The organism is Pseudophaeobacter arcticus DSM 23566 (assembly GCF_000473205.1).
Lineage (GTDB): Bacteria > Pseudomonadota > Alphaproteobacteria > Rhodobacterales > Rhodobacteraceae > Pseudophaeobacter > Pseudophaeobacter arcticus.
Map to the genome: position 1 here is coordinate 607,007 of NZ_KI421507.1, position 15,988 is coordinate 622,994.

Genomic DNA, 15,988 nt, shown 5'->3' on the forward strand with positions numbered 1-15,988 from the left:
GAGACCAGTTTGCCGGTCGTTTGCGGGTTTTCCTGCGACAGAGTGTCCGTCCTGATGGCGCAGGCCGGGCCCGCCTAAAGGATCTTGGCGAGAAACCCGGTCAGATCATCGGTGTGATGGTGAATATGGCTGCGATCCTCCGCCTGACCCAGCGCCTCTGGGGCCACATGGACAGTGCGCATCCCCATGGCATGGGGCGCAGAAAGATTGCGGGGGTCGTCCTCAAACATGGCAGCGGTTTCAGAGTGAATGCCGGCCTTGTCAAACACCATGTCAAAGGCGGCGCGTTCGGGTTTGGGGCGGTAGTCAGCATGTTCAACCCCAAAGATCCCGTCAAACAGCCCCGATAGCCCGCGTGCGGCCAACACCCGTTTGGCATAGGGGGCGCTGCCATTGGTGTAGACGATACGCTTGCCTGGCAGGGCCTTGATGCAGGCCGCCAGTTCCGGGTCTTTTGGCAGATGATCCATCGAAATGTCATGGACTGCCTCAAGATAGGGGACAGGGTCCATGTTATGTTCGCGCATCAGACCTGCCAGGGTGGTGCCGTGCTCGCGCCAATAGCTGCTGCGCAGATGGTCTGCTTCCGCTTTGTCGACCCCCAGCTCTGTCATGACATAGTTGGTCATCTTGACCTCAATCTGATCAAACAGCCGGGCTGAGGGGTGATACAGTGTGTTGTCCAGGTCAAAGACCCAGTGGCGCACATGAGAGAAAGATTTTTTGACCATGGGGAGGACCTAGGCAGACTGGATTTGTTTTGCAATGAGGATTTGACGTTGAAAGGATCAATTTGCCTTGGCTTCTTTTGTCGCATTCTTAGCCTAAGTTATGGCAAAGGCTTGATTGCCCGGGCGTGAGCTGTAGGAATACACCCCTACCATTTGAATGGGACAGCAGATGAACCAGAGCCGCAACACCCAGAAAGACGCCTATTCCCTCATTCTGGAAGCCATTGATGTAGGGGTCTACAAACCGGGTGATCGCCTGGTGGAAAGCGATCTTGCGGAACGGCTTGGGGTGTCGCGCACACCGATCCGCGAGGCGCTGCAGCGGTTGGAGACCCAGTCGCTGCTGGAGCGGGACGGGCGATCACTGATCGTGGCCTCGCTGGATCACAATCAGATGGCTGAGCTTTATATGGTGCGCCGCGAGTTGGAGGGCCTGGCGGCCGGTCTGGCCGCGCGTCATGCCACCGAAGAAGAGGTGCGGGTGCTGAAAGACATGGTGCGCGAGGATGACGCGCTGGTGGATAAACCCGCAGATCTGGCCAAGGCCAACCGCCGCTTTCACGAACAGATCCATCTCGCCTCTCATAACCGCTATCTGGTGCAGCAGCTTAATCTGGTACATCGCTCCATGGCGCTTATGGCCACCACCTCTCTGGCGGCAGAGGGGCGGGGGGAGATCGCCCAGGCGGAACACAAAAAGATTGTTGCCGCGATCGAAGCCCGCGATGAAAAGGCCGCGGGTCAGGCGCTGAAGGATCATATCTCGGTGGCCTTTATGACGCGGCTGAAACAGGATGCCGGAGACCGCGGGCAGGGGCGCTAGCAGCCCCCTCTTAAGCTCTGAGCCAGAAGGGCTGATGCGGCAGGCTACAGCTCTGCCTGCTGCTGTATTTGGTTCTGAGGCGGCAGGTGTTCTTGCGCATTGCTGTCCGGGGGATGCATGCCGTGGCTGGTTTTGTCCCAGAAGAATGGATTGTAAAGCAGCTCATAGAGTGCCTTGTAGACCGCTACCGGTCCCATCAAATAGTACAGCGGTAAGAGGGGCACCCAGAGCGCCAGCTGGGGGCGGCCGGAGGTAAAGGCGCCAAATACGGCAATGCCCATGCCCAGAGCCTCAAAGAATATCAGGGACGACACGCCAAGCAACAGCAGCTGATCCGGTAGCACCGCTGCGCTGGGATGCGGCAGGCCCAGGATCACCAACCAGTAGGTCCACAGGAACGGAGCCAGCAGAAACTGGCCGATGGTGCCAAGGAAAAAGGCCTGAAAACCCAGAAAACCACGCCAGCCAAGCGCCTGGGCCAGATGCAGGGGCCGCCGCATATGGACCAGATAGGTGGCCATGAACCCTTTGAGCCAGCGAGAGCGTTGACGCACCCAGGCTGGAATATGGCAACTGGCTTCCTCATAGGTGGCGGTGGTGAGCATCTGGGTGCGATAGCCGGCGCGATAGAGGCGGACGCCAAGATCGGCGTCTTCGGTGACATTATGCGCATCCCACCCGCCCAGTTCGTCCAGCACCGTGCGGCGCACAAACATGGTGGTTCCCCCCAAGGGCACCACCAGACCAAGCCGGGCAATGCCTGGCAAAACGATGCGAAACCAACTGGCATACTCTAGGGTGAAGCAGCGTGAGATCAAATTGGCGCGCGGATTATAATAATCCAGAACGCCTTGAAAACAGGCCACGTCTGGTGAAGCGGCGGCAAAGGCCGCAGCGACTTTCTGCAATTGATCCGGCTGCGGTGCGTCTTCGGCATCCCAGACCCCGACGATATCACCTTGGCAAAAATTCAGAGCATAGTTCATCGCCCGCGGCTTGGTGCGCAGCTCTCCCCAGGCGGGGACCTCTAGGGCTGAAATCCACGGTGGCAGGGTCGCCTTTGAGATGGTTTTCTGGGTCAGCGTGTCGCCTTCTTCCAAAACCAGCAGAACCTCCATCCGGTCCTGCGGATAGGTGAGGCGCGACAGGCGTTTGAGCAGGGCCGAGCTGATGGCCGCCTCTTTGTAAAGTGGCACCAGGACCGAGATCTTCGGCAGGGGCTCCAGATCCGGTTTCTCAGGCCTGAGCAGCGATGGTACGCTGCTGTGCCGCTTTGGCAGAAGATGCGCGACAAGACCGCAGAGCTTTAGCCCGGTGAACAGCAGTAGAAACAACAGCGCAGCGCCGCAGCAGAGCGAAAAGATCTCGAGCGGGAAAACCGCCGCAAGGCAGAAAAAAGAGCTGACTGGCAGCAGTTGTTTCAATCGTTTGGACTGCTGGAACAGGGTTCTGCTGCTGAGTTCGGGGGGGATGCTGCTGCTGGCGCGTCGGGCCATGGCGGTTTTGAAATGTGCCTGCAACAGAGGCAAGATCTGTGCCGCTGGGGCCAGAACGGGGATAAAGGGGCCAAACAACACGGTCAGGGTCTGTTTTTGGCTTTCCGCCTCTTCGGCGGAGGCAAAGGCAATGGCGATGGCATCCCCGAGTTGTACCCATGGGATTGCACAGTGACGCAGCCAGAAACTGGCAGGCATCCGGTTCAACAAGGGTGCGCTGGGCTGGTGCTTGCTGAGGTCAATAGACCGCAGGGCAAGGGCCTCGGCACGGAAGACCCCATTCACCGCAGCAGAGTAGGCGGTGGCGCTGTGGTTTGCCGCCTGTTCCCCTGGGGCGCGGTGGTGTTCCTGGCCCTTGCGCAGAGCCTGCCCTGGATATCCCGGACGCCCTGGCTGCTCTAGCGTCCTGGATCCCATAGGGAGCAGGGGGCTGGGCTGCGGCCCCGGTGGTGGTACCTGCCGCTTTACAGAGCCTGCCCCAAGCGATCCGGTGACGGGGTTTGGGAAGGTGGGCAACAGGTCCCGGCGGCTGCGATGTTGGGCCTGCTGATAGATCTGCCGCGCGCTGACAGGCTCAGTCTCCCTTTTGGGATCAAGAGCAGAGGAGCCTGCCCCTGACTGTGGCCCCCAGACAGGACGGCGAAGGCGCCTAAAACCGCGAGACTGCAAACCGCGCATATGATCACTCAAAACAAAAAACCCCAGATGCATTATGCACCTGAGGCTGCAGAGGGTCGCTTAATAGCGTGTTAACCACAATGTCCGCGTGACGGTTTTAACCGACAATTGATCGCTGCTTTACGAAGCTTTTCGCGTGGCCATGGCCTCGGCAAAACGTTCGAACAGATAGAAGCTATCCTGCGGGCCGGGGCTTGCTTCGGGGTGATGCTGCACGGAATAGACCGGGCGGCCCACCATGCGGATGCCGCAGTTGGATCCGTCAAACAGCGAGATATGGGTCTCTTCGACACCCTCGGGCAGGCTTTGGGCATCAACAGCAAACCCGTGGTTCATCGAGGTGATCTCAACCTTGCCGGTGGATTTCTCTTTCACCGGGTGGTTGGCACCGTGGTGACCGTGGTTCATCTTGACGGTTTTGCCGCCAAGCGCCAGCGCCAGCATCTGGTGGCCAAGGCAGATGCCAAAGACCGGCAGGTCTGTATCCGCCAGAATGCTTTTGATCATCGGCACGGCATATTCACCAGTGGCGGCAGGGTCACCGGGTCCATTGGACAAAAACACACCGTCGGGACTATGGGCCAGAACCTCTTCGGCGGTTGCGGTTGCTGGCAGAACGGTAACATCGCAGCCAGCCGAGGCCAGGCAGCGCAGAATGTTGCGTTTGGCACCATAGTCGATGGCGACCACCTTATGCACCGGGTTTTCCTGACGGGAAAAACCCTCGGGCCAGGCCCAACGCATCTCGTCCCAGCGGTAGCTTTGAGCGCAGGTGACCTCTTTGGCCAGGTCCATACCTTCGAGCCCGGCCCAGGCGCGGGCTTCGGCAACCAGCGCCTCGATGTCAAAATTGCCCTCGGGATCATGCGCCAGCGCCACATGGGGCGCCCCCAGCTGCCGGATGGCGCGGGTCAGGCGGCGGGTATCAATGCCGCCAATGGCGATACGGCCGGTCCGGGTGAGCCAGCTTGTCAACTCTTCGGTGGAGCGCCAGTTGGAGGCCAGCGTCGGATCCCACTTTACCACCATGCCGGCAGCAACCGGATCTGCGGTTTCGTCATCCTCGGGAGTGACGCCGGTATTGCCGATATGGGGGAAGGTGAAGGTCACGATTTGCCCGGCATAGGACGGGTCTGTCATGATCTCCTGGTAGCCGGTCATCGCGGTGTTGAAACACAGCTCGGCGACGCAGCGACCGGTGGCGCCAAACCCGGCTCCATAAAAGACGGTGCCATCGGCTAGCGCCAGACATGCGGTTGGCTTGGACGGTGCAGTATCGGCCATGACAGAGACTCTCCTGAGGGTGAAATTCATCGGCTTTTAGGGCCGGGCGGGCATGGGGTCAAGCCTAGCAGACAGAGCGGGGGTACAAGAAACACGCGGCAATTGCCCATGGGGGAGCCGTTCGCTGCCCTCGCGTCGCCTGAAACGGCCAGACGCTTGAACTGAGCGGGCCGATTGGATAGAGGTGCCAATTCCGGTTTCCTCTGGATGGATAAAAACGATGGATACGCAAACCCTGGTCAATCAGGCTCTGAAACAGGCGATGAAAGACAAGGAGGCCCAGCGGATAAGCACGCTGCGCCTGATCAACGCTGCAATCAAAGACAAGGAAATCGCAGCCCGCGGTGGGGATGCAGAGACCAGCATCGGCGACGACGAAGTCTTGGCGATCCTTGGAAAAATGACCAAGCAGCGCAACGAGAGTGCCCGCGCCTATGAAGAGGCCAGCCGTCTGGATCTGGCCGAACGGGAACTGGAAGAAATTGCCATAATCCAGGAATTCCTGCCCAAACAGCTCGACGACGACGAGGTCCGCGCCGCAGTCAAGGCGGCAGTGACCGAAAGTGGTGCCACATCGATTCGCGACATGGGCAAGGTGATGGGGGCGTTGAAAGCCAAATTCACCGGCCAGATGGATTTTGGCAAGGTCGGCCCCATGGTCAAGGACGAGCTGTGCAAGGACGGCGGCTGCTGAGGCTGCGATGACTATTAAGGTGACGTGTCAAAAGGGATCCGCAGCGCGGGTCCTTCTTTGTTTTGGCGGCGCTCCGCTTTCAGCCCATTCCACCTGATACTGCAAGTTCCAAGAATGTCTGCAATAGGACGCTCTCTGGCGAAGCGGCGCAATCATCGGCTGCATTTGCAAATGCCACTGTTAGGTAAACCACCCGGCAATCAATTTAATCATTGCTGGGCCTGTTTCGATGCGCTTTGGCAGCAGTCTTTTTCTTGGTCAGTGCAACGCGCATGATCCGCTTGAACCGAGGGCAATCCATATGATTTTCTGCAGTGCATTTTACGATATGGCGAAGTCCATCTCTTAAACTGGTCAGCTCTTTGATCGTCGCATCAAGTGCGTCTGCCTTTGCAACCAGGACATTGCGTTCCAGGTTGGGGGTGCCGTCTGTTCCAATCATCTCCTTAATCTCCAGCAGCGAAAATCCCGCAGTTCGTGCCAGAGCAATAAGGGAAATACGCGCCTTTACTTCATTCTCGTAAAGACGCTTCAAACCCCGTCGTCCCACTGAACGGATCAGGCCAACGTCTTCATAATAGCGAAGTTTTGAAGCTGAAAACCCGCTTAAACGGGAGAGTTCTGAAATATCTAGCATGACCTTGACCTCAAGTTGGCTTGAAGTTGTATGTTGTATCCCTCGTACAAAACATCAACAAAAACTGAGGCCTTTAACTATGGCGACACATATTTTTCTGAACGCGGCTCTCATTGGGGTTGGCGCAACTGCTTTCATGGATTTGATCGCACTTGCTCAGAAACACGTTCTGTCTCAACAGCCGCTCAACTATGCGATGGTCGGACGCTGGTTCGGCCATATGATCCGGGGGAAATTCGTACATCGTCCCATTTCGGCGAGCCGGCCAATTCCATTCGAACGGGTCACCGGTTGGAGTTCACATTATCTGATTGGCATTTTGTTCGCTCTCGCATTTCTTGCCCTTGTTGGTGACGGCTGGCTAAAAGCCCCCAGTTTGTTGCCAGCATTAGCGTTTGGTGCATTGACGGTTCTGGCGCCCTTTCTCGTAGTTCAACCGGGTATGGGGGCTGGGTTGTTTGCGCGGAACCTGCCCAACCCGAACGTCGCGCGCCTCAAAAGCGGATTTGCACATCTCAGTTTCGGGATAGGTCTGTGGGCTGCGGCTTGTTGCGCATCCGCATTTTCCTGACATCAAACGGAGAAAACAGCGCAGCTGGCCCCAGGACATGGAGAAAGCTGACGGCGCCTAAGTCCAAAAACCGCCACCCGTATTCCGATTTTGCGTGTAACTGCAGCAGATGGCGGCAATGAGCCCAAAATGCCGAATGCTGCGCGCGCCACGCGTTGGAGCAATGGTACGCAAAGCCGACATTTCCGTCAGAACGGTTGCTCAGAACCGTGTTCTTTCACCTGCCGACGCGGAGGGCTACAAGCTATGGGTTGGAAGGCAGATATTCGCTCGCATTCCGAGGGAAGCCAAATACCCTGTGGGAGGCCCAAAGAGGTGAAACAAAAAACAAAGGGCGCGTGCCTTTGCGGCGGCATCACATTCGAGATCGACGGCGTGTTCGAATATTTTTTCCTGTGCCATTGCTCGCGTTGCCGCAAGGATACCGGCTCGGCCCATGCGTCCAATATCTTTGCGCCCGGCGGCAAGGTCTCCTGGCTTTCGGGCCAGGCTCTGGTCCGCTCATTCCGGCTGCCGGGCACCCGGCACGGCAAGAGCTTCTGCGCGACCTGCGGCTCGGCGCTGCCGGACCTGCAGATGGATGGAACCCTGCTCGTTGTACCTGCAGGCTGTTTGGACACGCCGCCTGATATCCGGCCCCAAGCCCGTATCTCGTGGGAGAGTCGGGCCTGTTGGGATGACGGCCTTAGCGACCTTCCCAAGGTGGAGGGCCTTCCGGGATAGATGCAATTGGACCTTAACAGCCGTCGTCGGGTAGCCATATTGCAGTCGGCAGGACGCGGCGATAGCCAAGGACCGGTCATTGGCGCAAACGCTGTGAATTCACATTTTGCCCGCAGAGCTATCGCAGAACTATCTTTGGCTGCTACGCCCCAGCACTCAAAGAACCTGTAACAGTTCATCATAAAGCGCCTGTCTTTCGTCCTCGGACAGGAAGGCGCCGATCTCTACCTCGCGGCCGCCTCCGCGCAGGGTGACGTAGTTGGGCACCGGACCACCCAAAGGGTGGAGCTCTACCGTTACCCAGAAGCGGTTGCACTGCCAGCTTTGCTGGGTGCCATTGGCATTGCGTCGCTCTAGCCGGGCCTCATGGGTATCAAGCGTCAGGACCTCGATCACCTGCGCATCGCGCCGGTTGCGGTCCAGTGCATATTTCAGGCCAAACAGCGCCAGCAGCAAAAACGGCAGCAGCCCCCAGAACACAACGGATCCGGCAAAGGCCAGCAGTGGCAGGGCGATCAGCAGGGCTGTCACCCCAATGAAACGCGCGTAGCCCTGCGGCGGCAGCGATTGATGCGGCCACAGATGCATTTCGCAGGGAGACATGGGGTCTGATGCGGAGGGTGGGGTGATCCAGGAATAGGGCATGGGTGGTCTTTGGCACTGGGCGGCGGTGGGGGAGTTTTGCGTATTTAGATATGTTGGAGACAGCTTTTCAAGCGGTCAAATCGGCAGGCGTTTCCGGAAATGAAAAAGGCCCCGAAGCTGCTGCTGCGGGGCCTTTTGTTTAGCGAACACCAAACCTTAGTGAGAGTGGGATTTGTCCCAGTCTTCCTGCTTTGGCAGGATCTCGAAGGTATGCTCTGGTGGGGGGCAGGGCAGGGTCCATTCGAGAGTGTCGGCGTATTCATTCCAATAGTTGTTCTGGGTGATGCGTGCGCCGCGCAGCAGCGAATAGATCACCACACCAAAGAACAGAATGAAGGATGCAAAGGACAGGAAGGCGCCATAGGACGAGATCTTGTTCCAGTAGGCAAAGCCTTCAGGATAGTCGATGTAACGACGGGGCATGCCCTGACGACCCAGGAAGTGCTGGGGGAAGAAGGTCAGGTTGGCACCGATGAAGAACATCCAGAAGTGAATCTGCGCGCCCAGCTCGTTGTACTGACGCCCGGTTATCTTACCAAAGTAGAAGTAGACACCCGAGAAGATCGCAAAAACGGCGCCCAGGCTCATCACGTAGTGGAAGTGAGCAACCACATAATAGGTGTCGTGATAGGCGCGGTCGATGGAGGCCTGCGACAGAACCACCCCTGTGACACCACCAACGGTGAACAGGAAGAGAAAGCCAAAGGCAAACATCATTGGCGCTTTGAACTCGATGGAGCCGCCCCACATGGTGGCGATCCAGGAGAACACCTTAACGCCCGTGGGCACCGCGATAACCATGGTGGCCAGCATGAAATAGGCCTGTTGGTTCAGCGACATGCCAACGGTGTACATGTGGTGCGCCCAAACAACGAAGCCCAGAACACCAATGGCGATGATCGCCCAGACCATGGGCAGATAGCCAAAGACCGGCTTGCGCGAGAAGGTGGCAATCACATGGGAGATGATACCAAAGCCCGGCAGGATCACGATGTAGACTTCGGGATGCCCAAAGAACCACAGGATGTGCTGATACAGGATTGGATCGCCGCCACCGGCAGGATCAAAGAAGGTGAAGCCAAAGTTGCGGTCCATCAAGAGCATGGTGATGGCGCCGGCAAGAACCGGCAGCGACAGCAGGATCAGCCAGGAGGTGACAAAGATCGACCAGCTGAACAGCGGCACCTTGAACAGGGTCATGCCGGGGGCACGCATGTTCAGGAAGGTGGTGATCATGTTGATCGCGCCCAGGATCGAAGAGGCCCCAGAGACGTGCACAGCAAAGATCGCCAGATCCATCGAATAGCCGCCTTCATTGACCGACAGTGGCGGGTACAGAACCCAGCCCACACCGGAGCCCAGCTGACCATTGCCGCCGGGCGACAGAACCGAAGCAACCGCCAGCGAAGTACCGGCGACATAAAGCCAGAAGCTGAGGTTGTTCATCCGCGGGAAGGCCATATCCGGCGCGCCGATCTGCAGTGGCATGAAGTAGTTGCCAAAACCGCCGAACAGCGCCGGAATCACCACAAAGAACATCATCAAGATGCCGTGGGCAGTGATCAACACATTCCAGAGATGACCGTTCGGAGTACATTCGCTGGAGGCATCCGCAAAGAAGCGGGCACCTTCTGCACACATGTACTGAACGCCGGGATCCATCAGTTCCAGCCGCATATAAACGGTGAACCCGACAGAGATGAAACCTACAAGCGCCGAAACGATGAGGTAGAGAATGCCGATATCCTTATGGTTCGTGCTCATGAACCAGCGGGTAAAAAATCCGCGCTCGTCTTCGTGGCCGTGACCATGAATGGCTGCGTCCGCCATTAGGTGCCTCCTGTTGCATAACTTCTTGGCCCCAGGAAACACTCCGGGTGGCCGTAGACTCATATGCGGTTTTAGTGCGCCGTGTGGTGGCCTTCAATGGCGGAGTTTGATCTGGATCAAGATTAATTGTCGCGGGCACTTGTTTTTTCCGCAGTTTTTCCCAGCTTCAACAGGTTTTGCGCGGATCCGGCGGGTCTTTTCTTGGGGTTTTGCTGCCTCAGGTGGGCGAGGGGTCGTTTGGCCTGCCAAAGTTCAATGGCTTGACCGTGGGGGGCATGCACCGCAAAACCCCAGTGAAGACCTGTGCAGAACAGTGCGAAACAGAACAGTGCAACCCGAAGGAGGCCAGCTCAATGACTGCCTATGATCCCGAAAACATCTTTGCCAAAATCCTGCGCGGAGAAATCCCGTCGGCGCGCGTTTACGAGGATGAGCACACCCTGGCATTTATGGATATTATGCCCCGCGCTGATGGCCATCTGTTGGTGATCCCCAAAACCCCCTGCCGCAATGTCCTGGACGCCAGCCCGGAACAACTGGCTGCGGTAATGCAAACGGTGCAGAAACTGGGCAAAGCCGTGCTCAAGGCCTTTTCGGCGGATGGGGTCACCCTGCAGCAGTTTAATGAGGCGGCCGGCGGGCAAGAGGTCTTTCATCTGCATTTTCACATTCTGCCGCGCCACGAGGGAGACAAACTGCGCCCCCCTGGAATTATGGCCGAGCGTGACGTCATCGAAGCCCATGCTGCCCAAATCCGGGAAGCGGTCGCGACCCTGTAGGCTTGGACCAATTGGCCTGGTGGGCTGGGTCTCCCGATCTGCGCCCCCTCCAACCTGCCCCAACGCCCCGGCACTGTTGGCGCGGTTCTGAAAGCCTGACCCTGAAGGCAAGGGCCAGAACGACAGGGTGTTGGCGGTGGGGATCGGGTGGGTTTTCGGTGGTATCACCGAATTTTTTTAAGGTCTCTGCTTTGCAATTATATCGAGATTTCTTGCAGCGCAGAGTTGATTATATATTTTTGCTGCGTAGTATTTCTCAAATTGAAACTACAGTTTCTTGAAATTTGGGCCAGTGAGGGCTGGCATCGAATTACAGGTGGGTGTGGTGCTTTTGAGGCCGCTGACCGGATGCGGTGCGGATCTGTGGTTCGGATAGATTTACCTCGTTTCAGGGCGGCGCGCCGCGTGCGAACGTCAATGGGGTGAAGCGCATGGCAGTATTTTGCAGCTGCTGAAGATCTCGGGGTAGCACCTGATTGGTGTGTTTGTATTGGGTGAGGTGTGTGACCGATTTTCAGCCAAATTTTCTACCCTCCAGAGAACAAATTGTTGCGGCTATTTATGAAACTGTCTTGCGGTCTCAGCTTTTCGACAGGTTCAGTGCCGCGCAACAATCTGACTCCTTTGCGGTTGAAAAACCTATGTCAGGTGGGCCCAATCCGGTTTTTGAAGCGCCGGAACTGCAGGCTCATTTTGCCCGCGCTTTGGAAATTCTTGAACAGCAATGGGTTCAGATGAGTCGACCAAACCCGGTGAAGGTCTGGAAGAACCCTGCGGTCCCCGGCTGGGAGGATAATACAGTCAGAGAAGATGATATCTGGATCCTGGTGACCCTCGAGGGAGAGCTGTTGCAAACGCCGGAGCCGCAGGCCAGAGAACCGGATCTGCGCGAGAGCGCAAAACAGGAGTTACTGTGCTGGGTGACGCGCGCCCAGCATGTCGACGGAACCTGGCAGGGGTTTGTAGACCGGATTGGATCGCAGGATTTTTCCTGGCAGGACATTTTGGTTCTTGAAACACCGGTGAGAAACAAGACGCTCCTGTGTCGCCCGGTTTGGGTTGGCGCAGAAGGCGCAGAAGGTGGGGCAGGCGGGGGGCCTGTGGCGATATCGGTTGAGCTGGTGGATGTGTGTTGGCCCGGCAGTGCCAATAGCTTTATCGCCGAGACTTTTGGGCTCAACGCGCGCGAGGTCCATAACCTGCGGAGCTTGGCGCTTGGCCAGGAACAGGATCTGGCGCAGGTGGAGGATCGGGCAAGGATTGCTGCCAAGGCAGGCGCGCCTGGTCCTGCGGACCTTGTGCGTCTTGTTGGATTTTTATTGCAAGAACATGCGAGCGATATGGCAATTGCGCGTGGCGAACGCCTGCCGGAAAGTCTGGAATTCCGCGACAGCCTTGGGCGTGTAACCCAGTGTTTCAGGCTGGGGGCCGAGACCGGCCAGCCGGTGATATTTGTGCATGGCATGCTGGATGGGATCGCCGGGGTGCAGCAAATGCAGCCGCTGCTGCGAACCGGGGGCTTTCGGGTCTATGCCCCTCTGCGCGGGGGCTATGGGGGCTCACACCCGCCACCAGAGAAGCACCAGCAGCTAGACGCCTTTGTGGCGCAGATTGAGGCGCTTATTGATCAGGAAAACCTGCGTCGCCCGCTACTTTTGGGGCATCGCAGTGGCGTCATCTTTGCCCGGGCTGCGGCGCTGCGGTTGCGGGGCCGGGTGGGTGGTCTTTTGGGGGTTGCTCCGGCCCCCCCGCTCCCCCAGGCCCGCGACTACCGCCGCAATCACCGCGCCTTGGCGCTCTGTGCCCGGTTTGTGCCGCCCCTTGTGCCGCTGGTTCTCAAGGGGTGGAGCAGATCTGTTCAGCAACAGGGAGCTTCAGTTCTGGTGCGCAACCAGGCGCGAGCGGGCAGCAAGGGCTGGGAACAGATCCGGGGGAAGAAGCTTGAATCGCTGCTCTCGTTGAGCCTGTCTATGATCATGGAGCAGGGCGGGGCGGGGCTTCTGGCCGACCTGAAGCTGGTGCCAGATGACTGGCGTGATCAAATGATCGGTCATGCCGAGCAGACGGTTTATCTGTGTGGTGCAGAGGAGGCCCTGGTGCGGCAAAATGGCCTATACCCGCAGGTGCTGGGTGCCGAGAAGATCCAGCTCCGCGTCTGTTCCGGTGCGGGGGATGTCCTGCTTTATGTCTGCCCAGAGCTGGTACTTGCGGCGCTTGAAGATTTGTCTTCGGTTCCAAACCCAGAGTTCAGCCAGGTTGGTTGACGGCCTCCGTGCCGAATTTGCTACAGGCTAAGTGCCTAACCCTGCCGGATAGCGGAGCGCGGGGGGGGGCGTCTGCTTGTGCTTGCATTGGCAGGGCGACAATGGGCCTGCGGGTCACTCGATCTCTGCGGCGAAGATCTCGTAAAAGCTGCGTTTAAGGGCGACATCTACGTCAGAGAGGGTGACGGGAAGGCCGAGATCTACCAGGCTGGTCACCCCATGTTCCAGAATGCCACAGGGCACAATACCGCCAAAATGGTCCAGGTCGGGTTCAACATTGACCGAAATGCCATGGAAGCTCACCCATTTTCGCAGTCTGATGCCGATGGCGGCGATTTTGTCTTCGCTGAGGCCACCATCCGCGCGCCGCGGTTTGTCTGGCCGTTCCACCCAAACGCCAACACGTCCCGGCCGGATATGGCCGGTGAGGTTGAATTCGGCCAGGGCCAAAATCACCCAGGCCTCCAGCTCTTGCACAAAGCGGCGCACGTCATGGCCGCGTTTGGCCACGTTCAGCATGACATAAACTACACGCTGGCCAGGACCATGATAGGTATATTGGCCACCCCGCTTTGACGGGTAGACCGGAAAGCGATCCGGGTCGGTCAGATCTTCGATCTTGGCAGAGGTGCCCGCCGTATAAAGCGGTGGATGTTCCAACAGCCAGATACATTCCTCCGCTTCGCCTGCGGCAATAGCGGCGGCGCGGTTTTCCATAAAGGAAACAGCGCTGTCATAGTCGACCAGATTGTCAGACGTGACCCATTCTACCATCAAAGATCTCGCCGATTGGATAAGGCAATGAGCCTTAGAAGTGTTTTTTTGTCGAAATGACTCGTGCCTAGGGCACTAGCTGGGATATGACTATCTCATACTGCTTGTTTTATAAAGGGGAGTGACATGTTTTCAAGGTCACTAAAGTCTGCTTTGATTGCAGCGATGTTCACAACGTCATCTGTTGGGCCAGTATTTGCAGACAATTTGGGTGCGGCACTTCTTGGCGGCCTGATTGGGGGCGCAATTGTCAGCGGTGCCAATCGTAACAATCGCACCAACCGCACGACCACAACGCGCCGTACAGGCAATTCTGCCGCCCGGACGCAGAACCGCGAAACCCAGACTTCGCTGAATTATTTCGGTTTTCCCGCTGGTTCCCCTGATGGCGTGATGGGGCGCAAATCGCGCGCAGCGATCAGCCAGTATCAGGCCTATCTGGGCTATCCGTCGACAGGCCAATTGACAGAATATGAGCGCGGCTTTTTGAACTCGGCGCGTCAGCGGGCCCTGGCCAGCGGGTTTCAGGCGACGCAGCAGGCGAGCGCACATCCCGATGGTTCCAAGATCCTGCTGAAGATCTACCTGAATGAACAGTTGCAACAACAGCAGGTGCCGCAGCAGGCGGTTCCCGTCCAGCAGCTGAACGGCATGCCGGCCACCACGATGGTTGGGGTTCCGCAGCAATATGGCCAGCAGATCCCACCGCAGGGAACCTACGCCGGTCAGGCTCCGGTGACGATGCAAACATATGGCGTGCAGCCACAGGTGAATGGACAGCAGATATTCAGGCAGGGTCAGCCGGTGCAGGGTCAGCCTGTGCAGGGTCAGGCGATGCAGGGCTATGGCGGTCAGGTCAATCAGGGGCAGGTCTACCAGGGCCAGGTTCTACAGGGCCAAACCTATCAGGGGCAGCAGGTCTTCCAAGGGCAGGTTTATCAGGGGCAGCCAATTCCGGGCCAAACCGTGCAGGGTCAGCCAATTCCGGGCCAAACCGTGCAGGGCCAGCCTGTGCAGGGCCAAAACGTGCAGGGGCAGCCGTTCCAGGGGCAGGTTTACCAAGGGCAGCAGCCACAGCAACCCGCAGGCGTGGCTGTTGCCGCCCTCAGCTCGCCAGCGGCGGCGGTGACTGCAGCTGTGGCCCAGTCAGAGCCACACCAACAGGTCTATGCCGCCCCCCAAACGCAGCGCCGTGCTCTGGTGATCGGTGTGGACGGATATGAGAACCTGGAATCTTTGCAAAAAGCCCGGAACGACGCTTCGGCGGTCAGCAGCGCGCTGGTCGACCTCGGGTTTGATGTGCTGACGCTCTATGATGCCAGCCGTCGTGAGATCAACAGCGCCGTGTCAACCCTGGCTGGCCAGATTGAACCGGGCGATGAGGTTTTGTTCTATTTTGCCGGACATGGCATCGAGGTGGACGGGCGAAACTATCTGCTGCCGTCAGACGTGCCGGTGGTGAACTACGGCGATGAGAGCTTCCTCACCGGAGAGAGCATCCCTGCAGGCCGCATTCTGGAGACCTTCCAGCGCAGGGGCGCGCGAACAACCGTGATGGTTCTTGATGCCTGCCGCAATAACCCGTTCTCGCAGGATGGCAAAAGATCAGTCGGCGGTGCCCGTGGATTGGTACGTATGGAGCCACCAGAAGGCGCTTTCATCCTCTATTCCGCCGGGGCTGGTCAAACAGCTTTGGATCGGTTGTCAGATGACGACAATAACCCAAATTCGGTCTTCACCCGCGCCCTGCTGCCGCGTCTGCAGGAAAAGGGAATGTCGCTGCATGATCTCGCAAAGCAGGTTCGCCGTGATGTCCAGCACTTGGCAGCCACAGTGAACCATGAACAATTCCCAGCCTATTACGACCAGATGTCTGGCGAAATGTTCTTGTCGTCACAGGTGGCCGATCAATAGCGATATTCTCCTGACTGGGGATCCTGTCAGCGGGGGAGTGGAGCAGATCCACTCCCCCGAACTGTGTTTGAAATTGGGGAATCCGGACGGATTTTGCAGCCCTGGTGTGAAATCCTAATTTCTTTGATTTTGCCTCTTCACTTCT

Annotated in this window: 14 protein-coding genes; 7 read left to right on the forward strand and 7 right to left on the reverse strand. The window is 57.9% G+C overall.

Annotated elements, in window-relative coordinates; genetic code table 11:
- Nucleotides 1–74 precede the first annotated feature (74 nt).
- Nucleotides 75–731, reverse strand: a complete 657-nt coding sequence (locus ARCT_RS0106915; protein WP_027239408.1) for a pyrimidine 5'-nucleotidase — start codon at nt 729–731, stop codon at nt 75–77.
- A gap of 169 nt (nt 732–900) precedes the next feature.
- Here ARCT_RS0106915 and ARCT_RS0106920 point away from each other — a divergent pair, with 169 nt between their 5' ends.
- The gene (locus ARCT_RS0106920; RefSeq protein WP_027239409.1) at nt 901–1,554 is read left to right on the forward strand and encodes a GntR family transcriptional regulator; all 654 of its coding nucleotides are present in this window, start codon (nt 901–903) and stop codon (nt 1,552–1,554) included.
- 44 nt (nt 1,555–1,598) lie between these two features.
- Here ARCT_RS0106920 and ARCT_RS25580 read toward each other — a convergent pair whose 3' ends face one another.
- Together ARCT_RS25580 and carA are read right to left on the reverse strand one after the other, a co-directional pair.
- Nucleotides 1,599–3,467, reverse strand: coding sequence for a glycosyltransferase (locus ARCT_RS25580; protein ID WP_084300947.1), 1,869 nt, complete (start codon nt 3,465–3,467; stop codon nt 1,599–1,601).
- A gap of 381 nt (nt 3,468–3,848) precedes the next feature.
- Nucleotides 3,849–5,012, reverse strand: a complete 1,164-nt coding sequence (gene carA / locus ARCT_RS0106930) for a glutamine-hydrolyzing carbamoyl-phosphate synthase small subunit (RefSeq protein WP_027239410.1) — start codon at nt 5,010–5,012, stop codon at nt 3,849–3,851.
- Between the two features lie 220 nt (nt 5,013–5,232).
- Between carA and ARCT_RS0106935 the strand changes: the two genes are divergently transcribed.
- Nucleotides 5,233–5,706 carry a GatB/YqeY domain-containing protein gene (locus tag ARCT_RS0106935; RefSeq protein ID WP_027239411.1) on the forward strand — a complete coding sequence of 158 codons (474 nt, stop codon included), beginning with the start codon at nt 5,233–5,235 and terminating at the stop codon, nt 5,704–5,706.
- 205 nt (nt 5,707–5,911) lie between these two features.
- Here ARCT_RS0106935 and ARCT_RS0106940 read toward each other — a convergent pair whose 3' ends face one another.
- Nucleotides 5,912–6,343 (reverse strand): helix-turn-helix domain-containing protein, encoded by a 432-nt coding sequence (locus ARCT_RS0106940; RefSeq protein ID WP_027239412.1) that lies wholly within the window; start codon nt 6,341–6,343, stop codon nt 5,912–5,914.
- Here ARCT_RS0106940 and ARCT_RS0106945 point away from each other — a divergent pair.
- Together ARCT_RS0106945 and ARCT_RS0106950 are read left to right on the forward strand one after the other, a co-directional pair.
- A complete protein-coding gene (locus ARCT_RS0106945) occupies nt 6,342–6,914 on the forward strand; it encodes a DUF2938 domain-containing protein (protein ID WP_240476272.1) in 573 nt (190 codons plus the stop codon). The two genes, ARCT_RS0106940 and ARCT_RS0106945, sit on opposite strands and share 2 nt — an antisense overlap.
- 315 nt (nt 6,915–7,229) lie before the next feature.
- A complete protein-coding gene (locus ARCT_RS0106950) occupies nt 7,230–7,637 on the forward strand; it encodes a GFA family protein (protein ID WP_027239414.1) in 408 nt (135 codons plus the stop codon).
- 156 nt (nt 7,638–7,793) lie between these two features.
- Here ARCT_RS0106950 and ARCT_RS0106955 read toward each other — a convergent pair whose 3' ends face one another.
- Both ARCT_RS0106955 and ARCT_RS0106960 read right to left on the reverse strand, forming a co-directional pair.
- Complete coding sequence (locus tag ARCT_RS0106955) at nt 7,794–8,282, reverse strand: DUF2244 domain-containing protein (protein ID WP_027239415.1); 489 nt, start codon at nt 8,280–8,282, stop codon at nt 7,794–7,796.
- A gap of 156 nt (nt 8,283–8,438) precedes the next feature.
- Complete coding sequence (locus tag ARCT_RS0106960; protein ID WP_027239416.1) at nt 8,439–10,112, reverse strand: cytochrome c oxidase subunit I; 1,674 nt, start codon at nt 10,110–10,112, stop codon at nt 8,439–8,441.
- Between the two features lie 353 nt (nt 10,113–10,465).
- On the opposite strand from ARCT_RS0106960, the gene ARCT_RS0106965 reads away from it, so the two are divergent.
- Nucleotides 10,466–10,891, forward strand: a complete 426-nt coding sequence (locus ARCT_RS0106965; RefSeq protein ID WP_027239417.1) for an HIT family protein — start codon at nt 10,466–10,468, stop codon at nt 10,889–10,891.
- Between the two features lie 734 nt (nt 10,892–11,625).
- Complete coding sequence (locus ARCT_RS0106970; RefSeq protein ID WP_161631297.1) at nt 11,626–13,155, forward strand: alpha/beta fold hydrolase; 1,530 nt, start codon at nt 11,626–11,628, stop codon at nt 13,153–13,155.
- A 114-nt stretch (nt 13,156–13,269) separates the two neighbouring features.
- On the opposite strand, the gene lipB is transcribed toward ARCT_RS0106970, so the two are convergent.
- A complete protein-coding gene (gene lipB / locus ARCT_RS0106975) occupies nt 13,270–13,950 on the reverse strand; it encodes a lipoyl(octanoyl) transferase LipB (RefSeq protein WP_276202248.1) in 681 nt (226 codons plus the stop codon).
- A 186-nt stretch (nt 13,951–14,136) separates the two neighbouring features.
- Between lipB and ARCT_RS0106980 the strand changes: the two genes are divergently transcribed.
- On the forward strand, nt 14,137–15,843 hold the full coding sequence (locus tag ARCT_RS0106980; RefSeq protein WP_240476273.1) for a caspase family protein: 1,707 nt from the start codon (nt 14,137–14,139) through the stop codon (nt 15,841–15,843).
- Nucleotides 15,844–15,988: the final 145 nt, after the last annotated feature.

Coding starts and splice junctions, on each gene's coding strand:
- ARCT_RS0106915 (WP_027239408.1), bottom strand. CDS start 731: ATGGTCAAAAAATCTTTCTCTCATGTGCGCCACTGGGTCTTTGACCTG.
- ARCT_RS0106920 (WP_027239409.1), top strand. CDS start 901: ATGAACCAGAGCCGCAACACCCAGAAAGACGCCTATTCCCTCATTCTG.
- ARCT_RS25580 (WP_084300947.1), bottom strand. CDS start 3,467: ATGGGATCCAGGACGCTAGAGCAGCCAGGGCGTCCGGGATATCCAGGG.
- carA (WP_027239410.1), bottom strand. CDS start 5,012: ATGGCCGATACTGCACCGTCCAAGCCAACCGCATGTCTGGCGCTAGCC.
- ARCT_RS0106935 (WP_027239411.1), top strand. CDS start 5,233: ATGGATACGCAAACCCTGGTCAATCAGGCTCTGAAACAGGCGATGAAA.
- ARCT_RS0106945 (WP_240476272.1), top strand. CDS start 6,342: ATGACCTTGACCTCAAGTTGGCTTGAAGTTGTATGTTGTATCCCTCGT.
- ARCT_RS0106940 (WP_027239412.1), bottom strand. CDS start 6,343: ATGCTAGATATTTCAGAACTCTCCCGTTTAAGCGGGTTTTCAGCTTCA.
- ARCT_RS0106955 (WP_027239415.1), bottom strand. CDS start 8,282: ATGCCCTATTCCTGGATCACCCCACCCTCCGCATCAGACCCCATGTCT.
- ARCT_RS0106960 (WP_027239416.1), bottom strand. CDS start 10,112: ATGGCGGACGCAGCCATTCATGGTCACGGCCACGAAGACGAGCGCGGA.
- ARCT_RS0106965 (WP_027239417.1), top strand. CDS start 10,466: ATGACTGCCTATGATCCCGAAAACATCTTTGCCAAAATCCTGCGCGGA.
- ARCT_RS0106970 (WP_161631297.1), top strand. CDS start 11,626: ATGAGTCGACCAAACCCGGTGAAGGTCTGGAAGAACCCTGCGGTCCCC.